The following is a 21,907-nucleotide window of genomic DNA, read 5'->3' as shown; positions in this document are numbered from 1 at the left end:
TACCCCCACCAGAGTGTGATATGCGTAAATCTGTTGTGTTGTTACTGGGAACGTTTGGTCTTTTTTCTGGATTCTCACATGCGGATGATGGCGGTGATGACACCATTAGCGCGAAAGAGCTAAAGACGCTTTTTTTCGGTCATGACGATCGCACGCGCGTCGCCGATCCCACCCAGGCGCCCTGGGATGCTATAGGTCAACTGGAAACCGCCAGCGGTAACTTATGTACTGCGACGCTGATTACCCCACAGCTTGCCCTGACAGCAGGCCACTGTCTGTTAACGCCGCCAAACGGCAAGCCGGATAAAGCGGTGGCCTTGCGGTTTGTGTCGCAAAAAGGCACCTGGCGCTATGAAATTCACGGCATTGAAGGCCGGGTCGATCCGTCTCTCGGCAAACGCCTGAAACCGGATGGTGACGGCTGGATCGTGCCACCGGCGGCCGCCTCATGGGACTTTGGCCTCATCGTTTTACGCTACCCCCCTTCCGGCATTACGCCGCTGCCGTTATTTGACGGCGACAAAGACGCCCTCACCGCCGCGCTGAAAGCCGCCGACCGGAAGGTGACGCAGTCCGGCTATCCTGTCGACCATCTGGATACGCTTTACACGCACTCCGACTGTATAGTGACGGGCTGGGCGCAAACCAGCGTACTCTCGCACCAGTGCGATACGTTGCCGGGTGACAGTGGCTCACCGCTGATGCTGAAAACAGATAACGGCTGGCAGTTGATCGGTGTGCAGAGCTCTGCACCGGCGGCGAAAGATCGCTGGCGCGCAGATAACCGGGCCTTGTCCGTGACCGGTTTTCGCGACAAGCTGGAAGCGCTGGCGCAGCAGTAAATCAGCATCGTCTGACCTGATGTAATGCCCTGATTGACTCAATCGGCATCGGCTGGCTGAACCAAAAACCCTGCAGTTGATCGCAGCCAGCCAGCCGCAGCAGTTTCATTTGTCTTTCGGTCTCGACCCCTTCGGCGACCACCGCCATCCCCAGCGCGTTGGCGATCCGCACCGTGCCGCTTACCAGCGCGGCCGCCTGTTCATCGTTGTCCACCAGCCCTGCCAGCGATTTATCAATCTTGATCGTGTCGAAGTTAAAACGCCGCAAATAGCCAATGCTGGAATAGCCAGTGCCAAAGTCATCCAGCGCCACCGCGGTGCCCAGCGCTTTAAGATTGGCTATCGCCATGCGGGCACGCTCCGGGTTTTCCAGCACATAGGACTCCGTGACCTCCAGTTGCAGTCGGTTAGCAGGGAAATGAGTGGTCTCCAGCACGCTGGCCACTTTGTCTTCGAAGGCGGGATCGCGGAATTGCGCGGGAGAAATGTTAACGGAAAGCGTTAAGTCACCGTACGGCTGGAGATCCTGACAGGCGCGCTGCAGCACAAACTGGCCAAGCTTGTAAATCAGACCGCTGGTCTCCGCAATGGCGATGAAGGTATCCGGGCCCAGCGGCCCGTCCGGGCGACGTGGCCAGCGGACCAGCGCTTCGACACTGCTCATTTTCTGGCTGCGGGCGTCAATAATCGGCTGATACCAGACCTCAAACTCATCGCGCTCCAGACCGTTACGGATCTGATTTTCAATCGCCAGCTTGCGCTCCCGGGCGCTGTTCAGCTCGGCGTCGTAGTGGGTGATACGCCCTTTCCCGCTCATTTTGGCATGGTACATGGCAATATCGGCGCGGCGAAACAGCTCGGAGCTGGTGCATTCAATCAGGGTTCCGCTGGCGATACCGATACTGGCGCCGATATGGATCGTGCGTTCCCCCAGCTGAATCGGGGTAATGAGAAAATCCAGCACCGAAACGGCAAAGGCGGTGGCCTGTGTTTCTGCCTCATCACCGCCGATGGTCATGGCAAACTCATCCCCGCCCATACGCGCCAGCATTCCCCCCGGCGGCACGCGTTCACTCAGCGTTTTCGCAATCGCCACAATGAGATCGTCTCCCACGCTGTGTCCGTAGATGTCATTCACGTCTTTAAAACCATCCAGATCGATAAACACCACGCTTTTGACGTCGATATCGCCGCGTAGACTCACCCGATCCAGCGCTTCGATGAGCGCTCGTCGGTTCGGCAGATGGCTTAGCCAGTCCGTTCTCGCCACCAGACGCGCCTGGCTTTCTCCTCGCGCAAGCTTGTACAGCCCCACGCTGCTCACCAGAATAAAGAGCAGGATCAGGGCCGATGCCAGCACAACAATCTGCGTGATATCAGAGGATGCCGCCCGGGCGGCCTGCGCCCCCGGAAGCCGTGCCTGCCAGTTAAGATAGCCCAGCTGCTCCCCTGCCGAACTGCGCAGCGGCATACTCATTTCGTTAATTTTTTCCGGCGTAAAGTGCAGATTATCGATCTGAAAGGTCGCCCCCAGGTCGGCTAAGATTCTGGCGTTCAGATGACGGGTGATCACCAGATAGCGGCGCGTTTCGTCGGTCACCTGTAATCTTCCGACCATCGGGCGAATCAGCCCAATGCCCACAAAGGCGACGCCGCTTCGCGTTTTGCTTATCCCGGCATAGATATTTTTATCGCTTGATAAGGCGCGCGCGTGCTGAGCAATCAGGGCTTTTAGTCCCTTACCGAAAAAATCGAGATTCGTCTCCTGAAAAGGCTGACTTTGAAACGATCCCCAGATGACATCGAAATGTTCATCAAGCACGAAGGTACCATCATAGAGGTTGTTGATTTTAAAGCCGGCGCCCCAGGTGTTATACAGCCAGTCGGTATCGAGCGTGGGACGGTAGGCCTCCCGCACCGCATCGTCCCAGACGGCGTTATCCAGCACCAGCGAGGAGACGCGGTTAACCGATGTCTGAATGGCCCCCTGCACGGAAAGCGCCGTGCGGTGTTCATCAATTTCATTGGTTTTGGTGCTGATAAGATGCAGGGAAAGATAGAGGAGTGCGACGACGGAGATGATTAAGCCGATGCCCGCCATAAAGACCATGGCAAACAACGTTCTCGCGGTGGGAATATTGCGCCAGCTTAATGTGCGATACATCAGCCATCCTCTTTAAGGTTTTGCTTTTCTAAGCGTAATACAGGCAGCGAATTTCGCTGCCTGTAAAGGATGGCTTTATGAACGTCAGGCAAGTTTTATCATAATCATACCTGCAAGCAGCAAGATGAGTCCCATCCAGCCCTTGTTATTTAAACGCTGACCGAAAAGCACCCAGCCTGCAGCCAGCGTCGCGGCGATACCAAAACCGCCCCACAACGCATAGGCGACCGAAAGATCGATCCCCTTTACCGCCTGGGACAGCGCGCTGAACGCCCCCAGAACCGCGGCAATCGACATCAGGCCGTAGAATTTACGGCGAAAACCATCGGAGAATTTCAGCAGAACGTTCGCCAGAATTTCCAGCACGATGGCGAACCCCAGCCAGGCCGCATGAACCCACTCAAACTGTTGCATGGTTCTGCTCCTTCTGCACTTTAGACGGCTTACGGGTACCTGATTTAATCAGCACAATACCCGCGACCAGCGTCGTTAACCCGGCGACCTTCATTGTTGTTAATGTTTCGTCAAATATCAGCACGCTGAACAGCGTAATCAACAAAATACCGATCCCTTCCCACAGGGCATACGCGACGCCCAGCGCAATTTTTTTCACCGCGAACGAGAGGAAAATATACGAAAGCGAAATCATCACCAGCATCAAAATAAAACCGGTGTTGCCATCGCTGACGCTAGCCCACTTCATCGACAGCGTGCCGGTAATTTCAGCGATAATAGCCAGGGCTAATAAAATCCAGTAAAACATGTTTTTCTCCTGCTTGAGAATATAATCCATCGTGGCCCGCTGCGTGCAGCAAACCCAAAAATACGAATTGAAATCAGTCAGCTAAGCGCTTAGCGCCAGCTCAGGCAGAAGAAATGACTATAGTGCGGTGCGCCAGTGTTGCTCACCAGAAAGCAGGCAGAAAGAGGTGGAGTATACAGCAGTATTGTTTGAAGAGTACGTCCTGAACATATTGTCCATAAAATTACAATTATCCGCGTTGTTGCTTCTCGTCTTTGCGGATGAAAATTGTCCTCGGTAGTTAAACACACCGAATTTGTACCATAACCCAGGATTTTACTCAAAGTCTTTGCAATTCTTTACCCACTCCGTTTGATTTTGGTTAGTTTATTGCAATGCCTTTCACCTTTATTATAAATATAAAGAAAATTTCGGAGTCACCATGGCTAAACCCATCATTACCCTGAACGGGTTAAAAATTGTCATCATGCTGGGCATGCTGGTGATCATATTGACAGGCGTGCGCTTTGCCGCCGACATTATTGTGCCCTTTATTCTGGCCCTGTTTATTGCGGTGATCCTCAACCCGCTGGTTCAGCGCATGACGCGGCTACGCATCCCGCGCGTGCTGGCCATCACGCTGCTTATCAGCATCATTATTGTGGCGATGGTACTGCTGGTGGCTTATCTGGGGACCTCGCTCAATGAACTGGCGCGAACGCTGCCGAAATACCGCTCTTCGCTGGCAATACCGCTGCTGCAGCTGGAGCCCTGGCTGCAACGCGCGGGTATCGAAGTCTCGGTTGAAGAACTGCTGAAATATATCGACCCCAATGCGGCGATGACGATCGTCACCAGCCTGCTGGCTCAGCTTTCCAATGCCATGACCTCCATTTTCCTGCTGTTTTTAACGGTGGTGTTTATGCTGCTGGAGGTGCCGCAGCTTCCTGCAAAGCTGCAGCAGATAATGGTCCGTCCGGTCGAAGGAATGGGGGCGATTCAACGCGCGCTGGACAGCGTCTCCCGCTATCTGGTGCTGAAAACGGCCATTAGCCTGGTGACGGGCGTTGTCGTCTGGGTGATGCTTCTGGCGCTGGACGTCCGCTTTGCGTTCGTCTGGGGGTTACTGGCGTTTGCGCTTAACTACATTCCCAACATCGGCTCCGTGCTGGCGGCGATCCCCCCTATTCTTCAGGTGCTGGTTTTCAGCGGGCTTTATGACGCGCTGATCCTGCTGGCCGGATACCTGGTCATCAATCTGGTGTTCGGTAACATACTGGAACCCCGCATGATGGGCCGGGGCCTGGGGCTGTCCACGCTGGTGGTCTTTTTGTCCCTGATATTCTGGGGCTGGCTGCTCGGGCCCGTTGGGATGCTGCTCTCCGTTCCGCTCACCATCATTGTCAAGATTGGTCTGGAGCAGACGGCGGGCGGGCAAAGTATCGCCGTGCTGCTGAGCGATATGAGCCATCACTAGCCGTCATTCCGCCATCGACAGGAGGGGCTTGCGGGTCCTTCCACCTTCACGATAAGCGCTGAGCGCCCTTCGCCACTCCGCCAGCGGGTACACCGTAACGTCGCTGTACTCACTGTCGGGCAACCTCAGCCAGATGCGATCGAACTCCGCGCGCCACGCCTCAACGCTGAGCGCATCCAGACCGTTTCGGATATGGAACCACGCCACGCGCGGCGCAGGCCGCCGCTGTGTGAAGGTTTGCCCGGAGAGCAGCCCGTAGCAGACAAACATGCCCTGCTCGGGCATCACGCTGAGGATCGTTTCCGCAAGCGGCCCGCCGGTGGCATCGTAGACGATATCGCTACGGGCAGCGACGGTACCGATTCTGTTTGCGTCATGCTGTGCGACAGGCGTGATGCCCATCGCCTCCAGCCGTTCAGCATGCACGGCAGAGCGGTGAATCCCATAAACCGCTTCCGCCCCCGCCTGACGCGCCCACTGCCCCAGCAGAATGGCGCAATCCGATCCGGCAGCCGTGAGCAAGACCCGCTTTCCACGCGGCGGGTAGCGGGTCAGCATCATCTGCGCCGCCAGCGGGTTAATATAGGCCCGCGCGGCCAGATGTGCGTCGACGGTGTCCGGAACGGGTATCGCATACTCTGCCGGGCAATCCACATAGCGCTGCCAGGTGCCCTGACCGCGCAGCGGCAGGACGCGCTGCCCCACCAGATGCTTAAACGAGGCGGGCGCCTCGGTGACAACACCGACACCTTCATACCCCGCGACCGCCGGTAACGGGGTTCTGTGGCGATAGGCACCGGTGATGGGGATAAGATCGGACGCGTTGACCGGAGAAAACAGCATTCGCACGCGGAGCTGTCCCGGCGCAAGCGCGCCCGGCGGCGCGGTTTCAGGTTGCAGAACAGATTCTGGCTCGCCAAACCGGCGATACCAGAGGGACAGATTTTCCATTACGATCTCAAGGCTGATAGCGGAACTACTCGCGCCAGCCCATTGCCGGTGCGACATGTTTGAGAATAGACTCAATCACGTGCGCATTATAATCCACACCCAGCTGGTTCGGCACGGTCAGTAAGAGCGTGTCCGCCTCGGCAATCGCCTCGTCCTTTTTCAGCTGTTCAACCAGCTTTTCCGGCTCCGCGGCATAGCTGCGCCCGAAGATGGCGCGCGTTTTCTCATCAAGATAACCCACGCTATCGCTGTCGTTGCGGCTGGCCCCGAAATACATCCGGTCACGGTCGTCCATCAGCGCAAAAATACTGCGGCTGACCGACACCCGCGGCTCACGCGTATGCCCCGCCTCTTTCCAGGCCTGACGGTACGCACGGATCTGTTTTGCCTGCTGAATATGGAACGGCTCACCGGTTTCATCGTCCTTCAGCGTTGAGCTTTGCAGGTTCATGCCCAGTTTTGCGGCCCACACGGCCGTCGCATTGGAACCCGCCCCCCACCAGATACGCTCGCGCAGCCCTTCTGAATAAGGCTCCAGGCGCAGCAGCCCCGGCGGATTCGGGAACATGGGCTGCGGGTTCGGTTTGGCAAACCCTTCCCCACGCAGCACCTCAAGCAGCACCTCGGTATGACGACGCGCCATATCCGACTCGTTTTCCCCTTCCTGCGGGACATAGCCGAAATGACGCCAGCCATCAATAACCTGCTCCGGGGAGCCACGGCTGATGCCCAACTGCAGGCGACCACCGGAAATCAGGTCCGCCGCGCCCGCATCTTCAGCCATGTACATCGGATTTTCATAGCGCATATCAATCACGCCGGTGCCGATTTCGATGGTCTTCGTTTTTGCGCCAATGGCGGCCAGCAGAGGGAACGGCGAGCTAAGCTGTCGCGCGAAGTGATGCACGCGGAAATAGGCGCCGTCTGCCCCCAGCTCTTCAGCCGCCACGGCTAAATCGATGGACTGCAGCAGCGTGTCAGCCGCTGAGCGCGTGCCGGACTGCGGCGAAGGCGTCCAGTGACCAAACGATAAAAACCCGATCTTTTTCATAACTCTGTGTCCTGATAATGCATTGCGTTCTGTCCACTTTACGCATTACCCGGTAAGAATAAATGCCGTTTATTTAACGGAATGATTCAAATAAATTGATTGAAATAGTTTCATGTCCCTCAGGTAAAAACCCGTTGGTTATCCGTTTGAATTAACGTTACTACTATAGGTCGGGACCTTTCACACTGGATAAAAAATGAAAAGACGCTATGTTGTGGCGGATGTTTTTACTGACACGCCGTTTCTGGGTAATCCTGTTGCCGTCGTACTCGATGCGGAGGGCATGAGTAAAGCACAAATGCAGCAGGTCGCCGTTGAGTTTGGTTACAGCGAAACGACGTTTGTGCTGCCGCCAGACAATCCATCTAATACAGCACGCGTCCGAATTTTTACGCCCTCGCGCGAGATCCCCTTCGCCGGGCACCCGAATGTGGGTACCGCCTACGTGCTCGCTCATCACACTACGATGAATCATCAGCACCTGCCTGATACACTGCACTTCGAGGAAATCGCTGGCCTGGTGCCCGTGCGCCTGCTGCGTGACAACGATACGGTGACGGGTGCAGAACTCCTGGTGCCAGAGGCACTCTCCTGCCGCTCTGAAGTTAGCCCGGAAAAGGTGGCTGCCTGCTTGTCCCTGAACGCAGAAGATATCCGTACCGAGGTACATATGCCCGTCGTCGCGTCGGTGGGTCTGCCCTTCCTGATAGCCGAGCTGGCCTCTCGCGAGGCGCTCCGTCGATGCGTGCCCAATTTACAGGGTTTTCGTGCGACGTTACCACTGGACGGTGCAGTTTCACTCTATGCCTATACCCTGGATTCAGATTCCGATGCACCCTGCGATGTCCAAGCACGCATGTTTACGCCCCGAATGACGGAAGATCCTGCAACAGGCAGCGCGACCGCCGCTGTTACGGCGCTACTGGCATTACACCGCGACAAAACGACGCTTGACCTGACAGTCAGTCAGGGGGTCGATATGGGACGAGCAAGCGTACTGTTCACGGGATACGATGCCACCTCAGGAAAGGCGGTGGTTCGCGTCGGCGGAAAATGCGTCATTACGCTTGAAGGCACATTCTCACTCTAACGGAGGAAGCGTATATACATTTACAGTGCCTGATGAGATATATTGGCTCACTATTTTTATGACAGGTAAAACCGGCAATGGCTTTGATCCCCAAAAACTACGCGCGGCTGGAAAGCGGCTATCGCGAAAAAGCAATAAAAATCTATCCATGGGTGTGTGGACGCTGCTCGCGCGAGTTTGTCTATTCCAATCTGCGTGAACTCACGGTTCACCATATCGATCACGACCATACCAACAACCCGGAAGATGGCAGCAACTGGGAGCTGTTGTGCCTGTTTTGCCACGATCACGAGCATTCGAAATACACCGAAGCAGATCAGTACGGCACCACCGTCGTGGCCGGGGAAGACGCGCAAAAAGACGTGGGCGTCGCCACGTTTAACCCGTTTGCCGATTTAAAAGCGATGATGGATAAGAAGAAGTAATCCTCTCGCCCCCTCGCTCACATCGTGCTCTGCGAATTTAAAATGTCCAGGTGATAGCGGCGGTTGCAGACCCCTCATTGCGCCGCATCACGATCGGGCTTTCTTTGGCATGGTCGCCAAGCCAGGTATAGTCCGCGCTGAGGACAGTTCCCCAGTGAGCATCGAACTGATGGCTCCAGGTCAGGCTGGTGTCGACGCCATAAAATCCACCCGGCGCTGAATAGCGGCGATAGCCGGTGCGGCGGCTCTGCTGCTCACTGACGCCATACCAGGTATTCATATAACGGCTGTCGCCAAACTGGGCCGCAGACTGAAAGGCTATCGTGTCCTGGTTATTTTGTACCGGGATCAGCGTAACGGAGGCCTGATAGCTTGCCCCCTGACTGTCCGTTAACGGCAGCGTCGCTTTGCCTTCCATGCTCAGCCATGGCGCGGCCTGCCAGCCCACGGCAAGGCCGGTATTCAGGGTGGCATTAATGTCCCCCATCCCTTTCAGGTTGTTTGCACCCTCACGCCAGCCAGAATTTTTATCAGCCCTTCCGGGGTCGTAGCCCAGCGTGTGTTCGAAATACCAACCGCTGTCGTTTTGCAGGTCATATCCCACCCCTTTTTGTGCATCAACAAAGAAAGCGCCTTTGCGTCCCTGCAGCACTGGAACCACCTGCCACACCTGCTTGTCTGAGCCTGAGTAACGCGGGGCATATTGCCCTCCCAGCCCGACGGTTAAGGAATCGGACGCGGTGCCATCATCCGCCTGCGCGGCGGATGCCAAGACCATCAGAAGCGGGACGGACATATACAGGACTTTTTTTATCGCTATCATACTGCTCTCCTTACAGACGCTGGCGTCTCCTGAGACAGGGACAGCCATACAATGTTGGCGCAGTATGATTTGGCTGAATCAATGAATCGTCGGGATAGTGTTAAGAAATGGTCAAGGTGAACGGATGTTATCCAGAAGAGTACTGATTATTGAAGATGACGCCGACGCGGCTGGCGTGCTCGAAGCCTATTTACGGCGTGAAAATTACGACGTGACCATTACCGGAGACGGTCTTTCCGGGCTGGATATGGCGCAGCGGTGGAAGCCCGACCTCATCCTGCTGGACGTAATGCTGCCGGGACTTAACGGCACCGAGGTGCTGGCGGGCCTGCGTCGTAAAAGCGATGTGCCGGTGATCATGGTCACGGCTATGGGGGATACTCCCGATCGCATTGGTGCCCTGCGTTACGGTGCCGATGATTACGTTGTGAAGCCTTATCATCCGGGCGAAGTGGTGGCGCGGGTGCAGGCGGTGCTGCGGCGCAGCAGTAAAAAAGAGACAGAGGAAAAGATCCTTCGCTGGCAAACGCTGGCGGTGGATGTCGCCGCCATTGTGGCGTACGTGGACAACGGCGACGACACGCCTGTGATGCTCGATCTTACGCCAACGGAATTCTCGCTTCTGGCAACGCTGCTGCGCTCGCCTGCGCACCCGTTCTCTCGCCAGTATTTACTGGAACACTGTTTGCCGGAAAGCGAGGCGCTGGAGCGCGTGGTGGACACCCATATTTATAACCTGCGTAAAAAACTCGAAGCGGTGGGTATTTCCGGCGTGCTGATCAACGTGCGCGGCGTGGGTTACAGGTTCAGACAGCCATGATAAAAAACCGACACGCCTCTCTGTGGCGCTGGATTTGCGCACGCATTTTAGCGCTGGCCATCGGCAGCGTGATCGTCATTGCCACCTGCATGTGGCTGCGCTATGCGGTCCAGAACTACTGGATCATGGGCAGGATGCCGCCAGCGGTCCGGCAGGAGTTTCTGACGCTCAGCCAGAACCCGCAGGCCAACCCGGCCCGCTTCCACTCGATTGTGGACACCTGGTGGGGCCTGAGCTATTCCACGCCGTCCATCGCCTCAGCGGACTGGGTCACGGTGGCCCTGCTGGTGCTGGTGATGATCCCGTTTATTGTGGTGATGGGGCTCAAACACGCCCGCCCGCTGGCACTGCAGTTCAGCCGACTTCGCGATGCGGCAAAGGATGTCGCCGAAGGTCAGTTTGGCCGTCAGGCTGAGCTGATCAAAGATGCACCGGCAGAAATGGTCAGCTTTGCGACCGACTTTAACTCTATGACGGGACAACTCGCCCGCTATGAGAAAGAGCTCCGCGCCTCGCACGTCGCGATGGCGCATGAGCTGCGCTCGCCCCTGACGGCCGCCATCGGGCGTCTGCAGGGCATGCTAGACGGCGTGTTTGATGCCAGCCCGGTGCAGTTGGGCATGGTGATGAAACAGCTCCAGCACCTCAACCGCCTCACCGATGAACTCCACCTTCTCTCTTTGGCAGACGCGGGTAACCTTGTGCTGGAGGACCAGCCGTTCTGTCTGGATGAGCTGATTCAGGAGCGGGCTGCCTGGATCATGCCCCAGGCGGATGCGCATCATTTCAGGATAACGCTGCGTAACCCGCACACCAGCCCCTTCCGGGGCGATGCGTTCCGTATGGGACAGGTCGTTACCATCCTCATGGAAAATGCGCTACGTTACGGACGCGAAGGCGGCCACCTTGAGGTGGCTCTGCATTACGCCAGCGGGCATTACATCCTCGAATTCACCGATGACGGGCCGGGCGTGTCGCCCCAGTTCCTACCGGAAATGTTTAAACGCTTTAGCCGCGAGGAGCAGTCCCGCGCGCGGCATTCCGGCGGCAGCGGCCTTGGTTTGTCCATTGCCCGGGCGATTTGCCAGGCGCATGGGGGTGAGATTAGCGCGTCATTACCGGAAACCGGCGGCCTCGCGGTGTGCATTTTGTTGCCCTGGCATCCGTCCGATAATGAAAATCTCCACTCTTGATAAAGCCTTGACAGAACATCGAATCTTTCTCGACGTAGCGCGCATTTAATAACGCCATTCCCTTTATGGAGCGGCGTTATGTCAGACGAATTTTTTCTCTCCCTCCGCCACTGCCTGCATCATTTGTACGGCGTGGCGCGCACCCTTTCCTGGCTGAATTTTCTTCCCCTGGCCCTGCTTGCGCTGGCGATTTTTCCGATGACCGGCTGCGGTGATAAACACGAAAACAAACCTGACCCAGTGCGTAAGGTACGCTACGTCGTCGTTGGCACCGCCCACTCCCTTCCCGCGCTGGAAAGAACCGGTGAGATCCATGCCCACGATGAAACGACCCTGAGCTTTCGCACCGGAGGCGGGATACTGACGCGTAGCGTTGATATTGGCGACCGGGTCACTTCCGGACAGCTGCTGGCCACGCTTGATAATACGACCGGGCAAAACCAGCTCGACAGCGCCGCGGCCGACTATGAAGGCGCCAAAGCCTCTGCCCAGGTCGCCGCGCTTAACGTCAGTCGCATGCAAAAGCTTATGCCAACAGGCGCGATAGCCCGCACGCAGCTCGACAGCGCCCGGGCTGACTGGCTTGTCGCCCGCGCGCGCTTAAAAAGCAGCGAGGCCGCATGGCGAAATGCCCGCGAAAGTCTCGGCTGGACGCACCTGATCGCGCCGCAAGCGGGCGTCATCACGGCCGTGAGCGCCTCTGCGGGACAGGTTGTCAGCGACGGCCAGTCCGTGCTGACGCTGGCGACCGGGGAAGCCCGCGACGTGGCGTTTGACATTGCCGCGCCCGATGCGATCCCGTCTCTGGATAAAGCGATTTTGCAGGTTTCCCTCCTCAGCGACCCGTCGGTGCAGGCGTCTGCCGTACTGCGGGATATCACCCCGCAGGCCGATCCTCAGACCCGCACGTGGCGCGTCAGAGCCACCCTGCAAAACCCGCCGACGGCCATGGCGCTGGGCGCCAGCGTCACCGTGACGTTGCCCTCCGACGCCCCGCACGGGTACGCGTTTCCCGCGTCGGCGCTGACCCGCGTCGGCAACAAACCGGCCGTTTTCGTCATTACCCCGCGTTCGCAGGCGCAGCTGCGCGTGGTGGTGCCCGTCGGCTATACGGTCTCCTCCGTCATAATTGCCTCCGGCCTTGAGCCAGGCGATCGGGTGATTACGGCGGGTGTGAGCACATTACGATCCGGCGAGGCGGTGATGGCCGGAGAGGTTCAGCCATGAACACAGAATCGGAAACCAAATTTAACCTCTCCGCCTGGGCGCTGAAGAACCAGCAGATGGTCAGCTTTTTCATGCTGCTGGTGATTGCGATGGGCGTGTTCTGCTATGAGAAGCTGCCGCGTAACGAAGATCCAGCATTCACCATTAAAACGGCCGTCGTCTCCGCACAGTGGCCGGGAGCCTCCGTGACGGATACCACCCGCCTGCTGACCGATACGCTTGAAAAAAAGCTGCAGGAAACGCCCTGGCTGGACTATCTCGAAAGTGAAACCCGTGCCGGACGCACCGTTATCCACGTCAACCTCCGTGATGATACGCCCCCGCAAAGCGTGCCCGATATCTGGTATCAGGTTCGCAAAAAAATGCAGGACATCGCGCCGTCCCTGCCCGAAGGGGTGCAGGATCCTGCCGTGGATGACGAGTTTGACGACACGTTCGGCACAATTTACGCCTTTATTCCCGAAGGCTTCACGTTGCGGGAGGTGCGGGATCGCGCAGAGACAATACGGCGCGAGCTCATGTCTCTGCCGGATATGGGTAAAACCACCCTGCTGGGCGAACAGCAGGAGCAGTGGGTTCTCGCCTTTTCTCCGGCGCGCCTGGCCGGTATGGGGCTGGATATTCAGGAGGTTACCGACGCCCTCCGGGCGCAAAACACCGTTGTCCCCGCAGGAACGATGCGTACCGGGCAGGAGAACATGGCGATAAAAGTCAGCGGAGCGCTCACCACCGAAGAGAGTTTACGCGCCGTCACGCTGCACGTTAACAATCGCTATATTCCGCTGACCGACATTGCCACCGTCACTCGGGAAATCGCCGAGCCACCGGCCCCGGCCTACCGGGTGAACGGCAAACCGGCTATTGGTCTGGCGGTGTCGATGGCGCCGACAGGCAACATGCTGCATTTCGGTGTTGCGCTGAACGCAAAAATGGCGGCCCTCAGCGCCGGGCTGCCGCACGGTATCGAGATGGTGAAAGTCGCCGATCAGTCAGCGGTGGTCAGTGACGCGGTAAGCGGGTTTATCCGGGTACTTATCGAAGCCGTTGTTATCGTGCTGGCGGTTTCATTTGTCTCGCTGGGTTTGCGGGCCGGACTGGTGGTGGCGACGGCCATTCCGCTGGTACTCGCCATGACGTTTGTCGGCATGATGCTCGCCGGTATTGGCCTTCAGCGTATCTCGCTCGGGGCGCTGATCATTGCCCTGGGCCTGCTGGTGGATGACGCCATGATCGCCGTCGAAACGATGGTCTCCCGACTGGAAGCGGGGGATTCCCGTCGACACGCGGCCACCTATGCATTCAAAACGACGGCCTTCCCGATGCTCACCGGTACTCTGGTGATGATTGCCGGTTTTATTCCCGTTGGTTTTGCGGCCTCCAGCGCTGGTGAATACTGCTTCTCCCTGTTTGCGGTGGTGCTCATCGCCCTGCTCTGCTCCTGGGCCGTCGCGATCCTGTTTTCGCCACTAACGGGCACGTGGCTGCTGCCGGAAAAAGTCAGACATCACGCGGCAGGACCGGGAAGGATCGCGCGCGGGTATGGACGGCTTTTACGCCTGGCGCTCCGCCACCGGCTCGCTACCGTACTGATTGCGCTTGCCGCGCTGGGGCTGTCAGCGTACGGCACGACGTTTATGCAGGGCGAATTTTTCCCCGCCTCGGACCGGCCCGAGTTGCTGGTCAGCCTGACGCTTCCGGCCAACGCGTCGCAGCCGGAAACGCTCAGAGAGGTGGAAAAGCTGGAAAAAGCGCTGGCCGACAACAGCAATATCGATCGCTTTTCGACGTACGTTGGCTCAGGCGCCATCCGTTTTTACCTGCCGATGGACGTGCTGCTGGAAAATGAAAATATCGCCCAGATGGTTGTGGTCGCAAAGGATCTTGCGGCGCGGGATCGTCTGCACGCACAGCTCAACACGATCCTGGCGACGCAATTTAGCGACATCATCACGCGCGTGTCGCCCCTTGAGCTGGGGCCTCCCGTCGGCTGGCCCATCAAATACCGGGTGAGCGGGCCGGATTATCTGCAGGTCCGGGCGTTTGCGAACCGTCTCACGGACGCGATTGGCCGCTCCCCGTTCTCACGCGACGTTAACCAGACGGCCGGAGAGCCGGAGAGAGTCATTACCCTTGAGGTAAATCAGACGGCGGCCAGAGCGGCGGGAATATCGTCAGAAAGCCTCGCCCGCACGCTGAATACCATCTGGTCCGGCAGCGTTGTCACGTCCATAAGAGATAATGACCGTCTTGTCGACGTGGTGCTCAGGGCCGAGGACAGCGCGCGCCAGAGCACCGCCACCCTCTCCTCACTCACGATTCAGGGGAATGACGGTAAAAAAATTCCGCTCAGCGCCGTCGCAACGCCGGCTTGGGGCGTGGACGATCCGGTCATCTGGCGTCGGCAGCGTGTGCCCTTTATCACGGTGCAAACCGACCTCGCCCCGGGGCTGAGGGCTGAAGCGGTATCCGCCGCGCTGCTTCCGACGGTGGATAAACTGCGCGCGAGCCTGCCCGCAGGTTACAGCATTGAAGAAGGCGGCGCGGTTGCCGAATCGGATAAGGGGAACAGCTCCGTCTTTACCGTTCTTCCGGTAACGCTGGTCATCATGCTGTTGCTGCTGATGCTTCAGCTGCGGCGATATTCCCGGATGCTGCTGGCGCTCCTGATGGCCCCGTTTGGTTTACCGGGGATCGTGCTGGCTATGCTGCCTGGCGGAACGCCGATGGGGTTTGTCGCGCTGCTGGGCGTCATCGCCCTGGCGGGGATGATCGTGCGTAACGCGGTAATATTGATTAGCGAGGTTGACAGCAATCTTGCCCAGGGGATGGCAAATGATGCCGCGATTATGGCGGCCGCGGAGCACAGGGCCAGACCCATCTGTCTGACTGCCTGTGCCGCCATTCTGGGGATGATCCCCATCTCTCACCAGGTCTTCTGGGGCCCAATGGCCTATGCCATCATCGGCGGGCTGCTGGCTGCGACGCTGGTGACGCTGACCGTGTTACCCGCGTCGTTTAGCCTGCTGTTACAGTGGGGGGCTCAGCGCAAAGCCACAGCCGACGGGCCGGGCTGAGTCTCCATTTTTCTCCGATTACGCGGCGGTGAGCGCAAAACGGTCTGTCAGGACATGGCGGATTTCATCCTCCGCCAGCCGCCGCGTTTCAGTGCCGTTCGCCGTGATGGTTTTCAGCATATCGCCCAATAAAATCTGGCGTCCTTCCGGGCTGTGCTGCACCACCACCCGCTTCTGCACAAAGATCGCATCCGGGTGCGTGGAGTTCAGGTAGTTGGCCGGGACGAAATCAATCCACTCCTGAGGCGTGAGATCGAAGCCGTATTGTCGGGCCCATTCGCCTTCCACCTTCGCCTCGAGTAGATACTCACCCTCTGCGCTGCGGCTCAGGCGAAACGTGTCGAAATCCTGGGGGATATCCACGTCAAGCGTGTCCAGCGCCATTGGCGCGCGGATGCCGTAGCTGCCGAACCCGAGATCGCAAAGCCACTGCCTGCTCTCCACTTCAGCGATTAACGCCATATGGGTTTTTGGCCGCCGTGCAGGGTAGAACATCGGACGCGCCGCCACAAAACGGTAAGGTATCCCTAACGCTTCCAGCGCCATGGCGAAAAGCCCGTTCACCTCATAGCAGTAGCCGCCGCGCCCTTTCTTTAACACCTTATCGGCAATGTCGTCTGGCGCCAGCGAGACAATTTTACCCGCCTGCACGTCCAGATTTTCAAAGGGAACGGAAAAGAGCTGATGACGCATCAGCGCATGCAGGGTGGTCGTATCGGCCGCCGCCGGTCCGGTGTAGTTTATGCGTTTGAAATACGAGGAAATGTCGAAATTATCGCTGTGCATAATGCCTCCTTGTCCTGAACATGCCGGACACTATAGATGGCGCGCATCATTGGCTGTATAGTCAGTTTTATCGAAAATTTGCCTGAACAGATACCCATGTCTGCCCCGTCCACCTCCTCACCACACTATCGCCGGATTGCTGAGAGTCTACGCCTCACGCTCTCTTCAGGAGCATTGCGAGCCGGTGACCGGATGATCTCCGCGCGAAAACTGGCCGAGCGCGAGCACGTTAGCCTTCCGACAGCGCTGGAGGCCCTTCGCTGCCTTGAGGCCGAGGGGCTGATCGTTGCGCGTCCGCGTTCGGGTTATTACATTCGCCAGATCAGCCAGCCTCAGCGTGCGGAGCCCGCGCGTTCCCCGGCAGGCCCGGTCCCCGTCACCCTGTCCGCCGTGGCCCGGTCTCTGTTCAGCAGTGCAGAAGCCCGTCTTGTCCCGCTGGGCGCCGCCCTGCCCGATCCCGCGTGGCTGCCCGGGGAGGCGCTGCAGCGGGCGTTGCACTCCGCGGGCCGTCGTCTGGACGCACATGGGCAGAGCTACAGCCTGCCTCCGGGAAGAGCAGACTTGCGAAGTAAGATTGCCGCGCGCGCTGCGCAGTGGGGAGCCCGTTTCGGCGCGGACGATCTCATTATCACCGCGGGCGCGACACAGGCGCTGCGCCTGGCCCTGCGGGCCGTGTGTCAGCCAGGTGATGTGGTGGCGATTGAGCAGCCCGCCTACTTCGGCACGCTCCTGCTGCTGGAGGATTTAGGCCTGAAGGCCTTAGAAATCCCCACCGATCCTGCTGAAGGCCTGTTACTGGAACCGCTGGCTGACGCCATCCGCTGCCACCGTCCTGCGGCCGTTCTGGCCTCGCCCACCGTGCAAAACCCATTGGGTGCCAGCATGCCCGTCGCGCGCAAGCAGGAACTGGTTGCTCTGCTTGAAGAGGCCGGTATTCCTCTGATTGAGGACGACGTTTACGGTGACCTGGTCGGTGACGGGCAACGTCCTCCGGCCTGCAAAGCCTTCGACCAGAGCGGGAATGTGATTTACTGCAGCTCCCTGTCAAAAACGCTTGCGCCGGGGTGGCGAATCGGCTGGATTGCCGCCGGACGCTATTACACGCAGGTCTTGCAGGCCCGTATGGCCGGAGAGTGGGCAGGTGCGCCGCTGCTGGAAGCCGCGACGAGCGAGATGCTGGCAAGCGGCGACTACGACCGTCACCTGCGGCGGCTAAAGCGGCGGATCGCAGAGGGAATCGCCGCCGTCGTGGCGCAGGTCGGGGCCAGTTTTCCCCCCGGTACCCGCGTAAACGTCCCCGCAGCTGGCTTTCTGTTGTGGGTCGAACTTCCTCCGCAGGTCAACGCGCTGGAGGTGCATCGTCGCGCGCTGGCGCGGGGTATTGGCGTCAGCCCTGGTCCCCTGTTTTCTCCTGGCGCAGAACTCTCGCACTTTCTGCGGCTAAACTGTGCAAACGAACCGACGCCCCGCCTGCTCAATGCCGTGGAGCAGATTGGTGCGCTATGCCATGAGCTGGCCGCTTTCACACCAGACTCTCCAGCCACTCGGTAAATACCCGCACCTTGCGGGAGAGATGGCGGTGTGGGTAGAGCAGTGACAGTTTGCGGTCCGGCGAGCGATAGGCTGGCAAGACCTCAACCAGCAGGCCGCGGTCAATGTAAGGCTGGAGAAAGAGATTCATCCCCTGCATTACCCCAAGCCCAGCCAGGCCTGCCGCGATGTAGGCCTCGGAGTTATCCACCACCAGCTTACCGGGTAGCGCGATCTCCGCGACGCCCTCTGGCGTGGTAAACGTCCACGGCTGAATGTGCCTGCTGCTGTTGTTAATCCAGTTGATGGCCTGATGCTTGCGTAAATCCTCCAGCGTTTCTGGCGTACCGTGTTTTGCCAGCCAGGCCGGGCTGGCACAGGTCGTGATTTTAATGTTCCCGACTTTACGCGCGATATAGTCGCCGTCATCCAGCTCGCCCACCCGCAGCACGCAGTCCAGGCCATCCCGCAGCATATCCCGACGGCGGTCAGAGCTGCTCAGAATGATCTCGATCTCGGGATGCTGACGATAAAAATCAGGCAGATTGGGTATCACCCGCAGCGTTGCAAAAGAGACAGGCATATCGACTCGCAGCTGGCCGTGTATTGCACGGTCCGAACCAAACGACTCCAGTAATTCATCCGCCTGCGCCAGCAGGGGTTTACTGCGGCGATAAAACGCTTCCCCATCCGGCGTCAGGCTAATCCGACGCGTGGTGCGCTGCAGGAGTCGCGTGCCACTGTGTTGTTCCAGAAGCTGCAGCGCTTTGGTCACTGCCGGTCGATGGACCTGCAGATTCTCTGCCGCCTGGGTAAGGCTCCCCGAGTCGACAATTTCAATAAAAATCCGAATAGATTCAAAGAGGTTTATTTGCATAAGGGATGTCTTGCCGCGAGCGGGAGAAAATGATTGTTATTGATTTTATAACAGTGATGAATCTTTCTGGCTATTTTTCCTAACAATCTTACTCTCTACACTCTCCCTCATTCAAACGTAAGGGAGAGTCTGCTATGAAAAATAACCGTATCTGTCAGATCCTGGGTATCGAAAAGCCCGTTATTCAGGGACCGTTATCCTGGCTTACTGATGCCCGTTTAGTGGCCGCGGTCAGCAATGCCGGAGGACTCGGCGTGCTGGGCCCCAACGCTGGGTTAACCGCCGATACCGCGGTCTCCACGCCGGAAGCAACCGCTGAAAAAATGCGGGAAGAAATTCGTAAAACCAAACGGCTGACCGAAAAACCCTTCGGCGTCAACCTGATCCCCACCGCCGTTAATGACGTCTGGACCGGGCCAATTCTTAAGGTGGTAAAAGAGGAAGGCGTCAGGGCCGTGGTGTATACGGGCTATGGGGAAGGCAGCATTATTCCCGCGCTGTTCAATGAGTTAAAAGAGGCAGGTATCGCCATTATCTACCGCGACATCAATCCCACGCCGGAAAACACCCTTCTGGCTGAAGAGATGGGGGCAGACATCATCGTCGCCACCGGTTTTGACGAGGGTGGGACGTTACCCGCGACGGCGCTGGGGACCTTTTCCATCGTGCCGCTGATTGCCGACGCCGTGAAGCACGTCCCGGTGATGGCCGCGGGCGGTATTACCGATAATCGCACCGCCAGAGCGGCGCATGCATTGGGGGCGGAAGGCGTGTTTGCCGGTTCCGTATTTATCAGTACCGAAGAAAGCCGCGTGCCGCAGGGGGTCAAAGAGAAAATTGTTGCCGCCAACGGCCTGGACCTGCTGCTTTTCCGCACCGTCCCCCACTACTATCGTTCTCTTCCCGGCAAGCTGGCGGAAAAACTGGCGGCGATGGATAAAGCGGGCGCAAGCAACGAAGCGCTGGGCAAGGCGATGGGCGGATTACGGGGCCTGCGCCTGGGCATGCTGGAAAATAATACCGATGAAGGGTATATCGCGCTCGGCACGGGGATCGGGAATATCCGCAGCGTGAAAAGCGTGGCCGAGGTTGTCGATGCGTTAACGGTTGAGTAAGCCCTTAACCCTGATGCTATGGACGCTGCCCGCGTGCGGCGTCCGCAAAGCGTCTGCGGTTCTTTTTCATAGATTGAGGATTGCGCGTTCTTTAACCACAGCGTCAGGATTGGCACGTTTTACCGCTACCAGAAAAGCCGTGAAGTTATGATTCCAGAGGGTGAGATTGTTATAAAACTGCACCTGCTTTTCATTAACACCATCACGGTAAATAACAATCCAGACCCGTCTGCTGTTTATCTCGGTATTCCCCGGCCCGATTTTAATGATGTTAGCCAGCGCAATTTTACGGGTGGCGTTGTTTTTAACTTCATATAAAAACTGGTCATCATAAAACCAGGTTTTACCTGCATTCCCGCCAAATATTGAGGGACTGGCAGAGATCTTTTTCATCCCGTTACGGTCTGTAATGATGCGTTTTGCCTGGCGAATGCGTCTGACCAAAAAGCTTAACAGAATGAGAAGCGCAATTTGGGGCAGAGCAACTGATATCATTTTTAGACTTTCGTGCATATCCCTGCCCCACAATACATTCATTTTAACGCGTGAGTATAACGCGCCGATCGTTGATGACAACAACCCTTACGGTCAGGGAATAATCCGCGCGGCTCTCAACTGCGCGAACAGGTGGAAAAACATCTCATCCGTCGCCTGCATTTGCGTAAAGCCCGCCCTGCGCAGCTTGCTCCCGTCACCAAACATGTCGTAGTTCCAGCTAAAGACAAAATCGGCAAACCGCCCGTCGCTCAGCTGCAGAATATCCGCTTCCACCAGCCGCTCTCCGGCAAGCTCGCGCCATACGCCGCGATAGTCCGTAAACAACTGATGAAATGACAGCCTCACCGGCGGTGCAGAGTCCAGGTCAAACCAGCGTGCGATGCGCGGCCAGAGCTCGCTCCAGCGCCAGATATCGCCATTATTCACGTTGAACGCCTGATTCTGTGCCGCAGGTGACGCGGCGGCCCACAGAGTGGCGTCGGCCAGCAGCCCGGCGTCGGTATGGTCAACGATACTGTGCCAGGTCTGTTCCGAACCGGGAAAACGCAACGGTAAACCCAGCGCCTTGCACAGGGAGGCGTACAGGGCAATGCTCAGCGCAAGGTTCATGGCATTGCCCGGTACCGCACTCCCTACCACGCCCGGCCTGATGGCATTCCAGTGCCAGCGCTTTCCCCGCTGAAACTGGCTGAGCCACGCAAGCTGCGCGGCGTTAAATTCGGCACCCGGTACGCCGGGATCGCTTTCGCGCGCCGGGGTTTTAAACGGTCCCAGATGCGCGCCGTAGACCTTGTACCCCTGCATCAGGCTTACCGTCTGCAAAGGTGCCGTTTTTTCGAGGATGCTGACCAGATTACGCAGCATGGTGACGTTCGGCTCAACCATGTCTTCCCAGTTCGCCGCGTTCGCCCAGGCGCTGTAAAAGAGATGGGTGGTACCGTCCAGGGAGCGCAGCGCCCGGGCGCTGTCCTTTTCATCCAGTAAATCGATCTTGACCATCGGAATGCCGTCAGGATGCGACCCGGCATGGCGGCTAAGGCCGATCACCTGCCACTGATGGTGCAGGAGCGTGTTGATCATCTGTCTGCCGACAATGCCGCTGGCGCCCGCGACCAGGGCGACGTTGTGTTGCTGCCTATTATTCATGGTATTTCTCCGGAAAGGGTGACAGACGCAGTGTGATATATTATTTTTTCTGGAGATATCCCATGAAACCGATGGC

At 57.9% G+C, this 21,907-nt stretch carries 21 protein-coding genes; 10 read left to right on the top strand and 11 right to left on the bottom strand.

The window, feature by feature from the left end; genetic code table 11:
* Positions 1 to 20: 20 nt before the first annotated feature.
* A complete protein-coding gene (locus ACMGGQ_RS08360) occupies positions 21 to 842 on the top strand; it encodes a trypsin-like serine peptidase (RefSeq protein WP_045910375.1) in 822 nt (273 codons plus the stop codon).
* Between the two features lies 1 nt (position 843).
* Here ACMGGQ_RS08360 and ACMGGQ_RS08355 read toward each other — a convergent pair whose 3' ends face one another.
* From ACMGGQ_RS08355 to ACMGGQ_RS08340, 4 genes are all read right to left on the bottom strand, one after another.
* Entirely contained in the window at positions 844 to 3,006 is a 2,163-nt protein-coding gene (locus ACMGGQ_RS08355) for a bifunctional diguanylate cyclase/phosphodiesterase (protein WP_420289844.1), read from the bottom strand.
* Between the two features lie 84 nt (positions 3,007 to 3,090).
* A complete protein-coding gene (gene mdtI / locus ACMGGQ_RS08350; protein WP_045910373.1) occupies positions 3,091 to 3,420 on the bottom strand; it encodes a multidrug/spermidine efflux SMR transporter subunit MdtI in 330 nt (109 codons plus the stop codon).
* Positions 3,407 to 3,769: a multidrug/spermidine efflux SMR transporter subunit MdtJ gene (gene mdtJ, locus ACMGGQ_RS08345; protein WP_008502463.1), complete on the bottom strand. Its 363-nt coding sequence runs from the start codon at positions 3,767 to 3,769 to the stop codon at positions 3,407 to 3,409. Before mdtJ ends, mdtI begins: the two co-directional genes overlap by 14 nt.
* 117 nt (positions 3,770 to 3,886) lie before the next feature.
* Entirely contained in the window at positions 3,887 to 4,057 is a 171-nt protein-coding gene (locus ACMGGQ_RS08340) for a hypothetical protein (RefSeq protein WP_085930315.1), read from the bottom strand.
* A 133-nt stretch (positions 4,058 to 4,190) separates the two neighbouring features.
* Here ACMGGQ_RS08340 and ACMGGQ_RS08335 point away from each other — a divergent pair, with 133 nt between their 5' ends.
* The gene (locus ACMGGQ_RS08335; protein WP_032651092.1) at positions 4,191 to 5,225 is read left to right on the top strand and encodes an AI-2E family transporter; all 1,035 of its coding nucleotides are present in this window, start codon (positions 4,191 to 4,193) and stop codon (positions 5,223 to 5,225) included.
* A gap of 3 nt (positions 5,226 to 5,228) precedes the next feature.
* Here ACMGGQ_RS08335 and ACMGGQ_RS08330 read toward each other — a convergent pair whose 3' ends face one another.
* Positions 5,229 to 6,176: a zinc-dependent alcohol dehydrogenase family protein gene (locus tag ACMGGQ_RS08330; protein ID WP_420289843.1), complete on the bottom strand. Its 948-nt coding sequence runs from the start codon at positions 6,174 to 6,176 to the stop codon at positions 5,229 to 5,231.
* Between the two features lie 25 nt (positions 6,177 to 6,201).
* Positions 6,202 to 7,227, bottom strand: coding sequence for an LLM class flavin-dependent oxidoreductase (locus ACMGGQ_RS08325; protein ID WP_045910371.1), 1,026 nt, complete (start codon positions 7,225 to 7,227; stop codon positions 6,202 to 6,204).
* Positions 7,228 to 7,423: 196 nt separating this feature from the next.
* On the opposite strand from ACMGGQ_RS08325, the gene ACMGGQ_RS08320 reads away from it, so the two are divergent.
* Together ACMGGQ_RS08320 and yajD are read left to right on the top strand one after the other, a co-directional pair.
* The gene (locus tag ACMGGQ_RS08320) at positions 7,424 to 8,317 is read left to right on the top strand and encodes a PhzF family phenazine biosynthesis protein (protein WP_262796153.1); all 894 of its coding nucleotides are present in this window, start codon (positions 7,424 to 7,426) and stop codon (positions 8,315 to 8,317) included.
* Positions 8,318 to 8,394: 77 nt separating this feature from the next.
* Positions 8,395 to 8,742 carry an HNH nuclease YajD gene (yajD, locus tag ACMGGQ_RS08315; protein WP_420289842.1) on the top strand — a complete coding sequence of 116 codons (348 nt, stop codon included), beginning with the start codon at positions 8,395 to 8,397 and terminating at the stop codon, positions 8,740 to 8,742.
* A 37-nt stretch (positions 8,743 to 8,779) separates the two neighbouring features.
* Here yajD and ACMGGQ_RS08310 read toward each other — a convergent pair whose 3' ends face one another.
* Entirely contained in the window at positions 8,780 to 9,565 is a 786-nt protein-coding gene (locus ACMGGQ_RS08310; protein WP_420289841.1) for a MipA/OmpV family protein, read from the bottom strand.
* A 124-nt stretch (positions 9,566 to 9,689) separates the two neighbouring features.
* Here ACMGGQ_RS08310 and ACMGGQ_RS08305 point away from each other — a divergent pair, with 124 nt between their 5' ends.
* The 4 genes from ACMGGQ_RS08305 (at position 9,690) to ACMGGQ_RS08290 (ending at position 15,879) form a co-directional block, all read left to right on the top strand.
* Positions 9,690 to 10,385, top strand: a complete 696-nt coding sequence (locus ACMGGQ_RS08305; protein WP_063621489.1) for a response regulator — start codon at positions 9,690 to 9,692, stop codon at positions 10,383 to 10,385.
* Positions 10,382 to 11,578 carry a sensor histidine kinase gene (locus ACMGGQ_RS08300; protein ID WP_420289840.1) on the top strand — a complete coding sequence of 399 codons (1,197 nt, stop codon included), beginning with the start codon at positions 10,382 to 10,384 and terminating at the stop codon, positions 11,576 to 11,578. Before ACMGGQ_RS08305 ends, ACMGGQ_RS08300 begins: the two co-directional genes overlap by 4 nt.
* 78 nt (positions 11,579 to 11,656) lie before the next feature.
* On the top strand, positions 11,657 to 12,805 hold the full coding sequence (locus ACMGGQ_RS08295) for an efflux RND transporter periplasmic adaptor subunit (protein ID WP_420289839.1): 1,149 nt from the start codon (positions 11,657 to 11,659) through the stop codon (positions 12,803 to 12,805).
* Entirely contained in the window at positions 12,802 to 15,879 is a 3,078-nt protein-coding gene (locus ACMGGQ_RS08290; protein WP_420289838.1) for an efflux RND transporter permease subunit, read from the top strand. Before ACMGGQ_RS08295 ends, ACMGGQ_RS08290 begins: the two co-directional genes overlap by 4 nt.
* Before the next feature lie 18 nt (positions 15,880 to 15,897).
* Here the strand turns inward: ACMGGQ_RS08290 and ACMGGQ_RS08285 are convergent, their stop codons facing one another.
* Positions 15,898 to 16,665 carry an arylamine N-acetyltransferase family protein gene (locus tag ACMGGQ_RS08285; protein WP_196352371.1) on the bottom strand — a complete coding sequence of 256 codons (768 nt, stop codon included), beginning with the start codon at positions 16,663 to 16,665 and terminating at the stop codon, positions 15,898 to 15,900.
* A 36-nt stretch (positions 16,666 to 16,701) separates the two neighbouring features.
* Here ACMGGQ_RS08285 and ACMGGQ_RS08280 point away from each other — a divergent pair, with 36 nt between their 5' ends.
* Entirely contained in the window at positions 16,702 to 18,216 is a 1,515-nt protein-coding gene (locus ACMGGQ_RS08280; protein WP_420289837.1) for a PLP-dependent aminotransferase family protein, read from the top strand.
* Here the strand turns inward: ACMGGQ_RS08280 and ACMGGQ_RS08275 are convergent.
* On the bottom strand, positions 18,188 to 19,072 hold the full coding sequence (locus tag ACMGGQ_RS08275; protein ID WP_252077261.1) for a LysR family transcriptional regulator: 885 nt from the start codon (positions 19,070 to 19,072) through the stop codon (positions 18,188 to 18,190). The two genes, ACMGGQ_RS08280 and ACMGGQ_RS08275, sit on opposite strands and share 29 nt — an antisense overlap.
* 134 nt (positions 19,073 to 19,206) lie before the next feature.
* Here ACMGGQ_RS08275 and ACMGGQ_RS08270 point away from each other — a divergent pair, with 134 nt between their 5' ends.
* Positions 19,207 to 20,187 carry an NAD(P)H-dependent flavin oxidoreductase gene (locus ACMGGQ_RS08270; protein WP_196352374.1) on the top strand — a complete coding sequence of 327 codons (981 nt, stop codon included), beginning with the start codon at positions 19,207 to 19,209 and terminating at the stop codon, positions 20,185 to 20,187.
* Positions 20,188 to 20,253: 66 nt separating this feature from the next.
* Here ACMGGQ_RS08270 and ACMGGQ_RS08265 read toward each other — a convergent pair whose 3' ends face one another.
* Together ACMGGQ_RS08265 and ACMGGQ_RS08260 are read right to left on the bottom strand one after the other, a co-directional pair.
* The gene (locus ACMGGQ_RS08265) at positions 20,254 to 20,700 is read right to left on the bottom strand and encodes a hypothetical protein (protein WP_196352375.1); all 447 of its coding nucleotides are present in this window, start codon (positions 20,698 to 20,700) and stop codon (positions 20,254 to 20,256) included.
* A gap of 75 nt (positions 20,701 to 20,775) precedes the next feature.
* On the bottom strand, positions 20,776 to 21,831 hold the full coding sequence (locus ACMGGQ_RS08260; protein WP_232928812.1) for an SDR family oxidoreductase: 1,056 nt from the start codon (positions 21,829 to 21,831) through the stop codon (positions 20,776 to 20,778).
* Positions 21,832 to 21,907 lie beyond the last annotated feature (76 nt).

The organism is Enterobacter sp. BNK-13, from assembly GCF_048685015.1.
GTDB classification, from domain to species: Bacteria; Pseudomonadota; Gammaproteobacteria; order Enterobacterales; family Enterobacteriaceae; genus Enterobacter; species Enterobacter quasiroggenkampii.
This window is presented reverse-complemented; position numbering and strand designations above follow the sequence as displayed.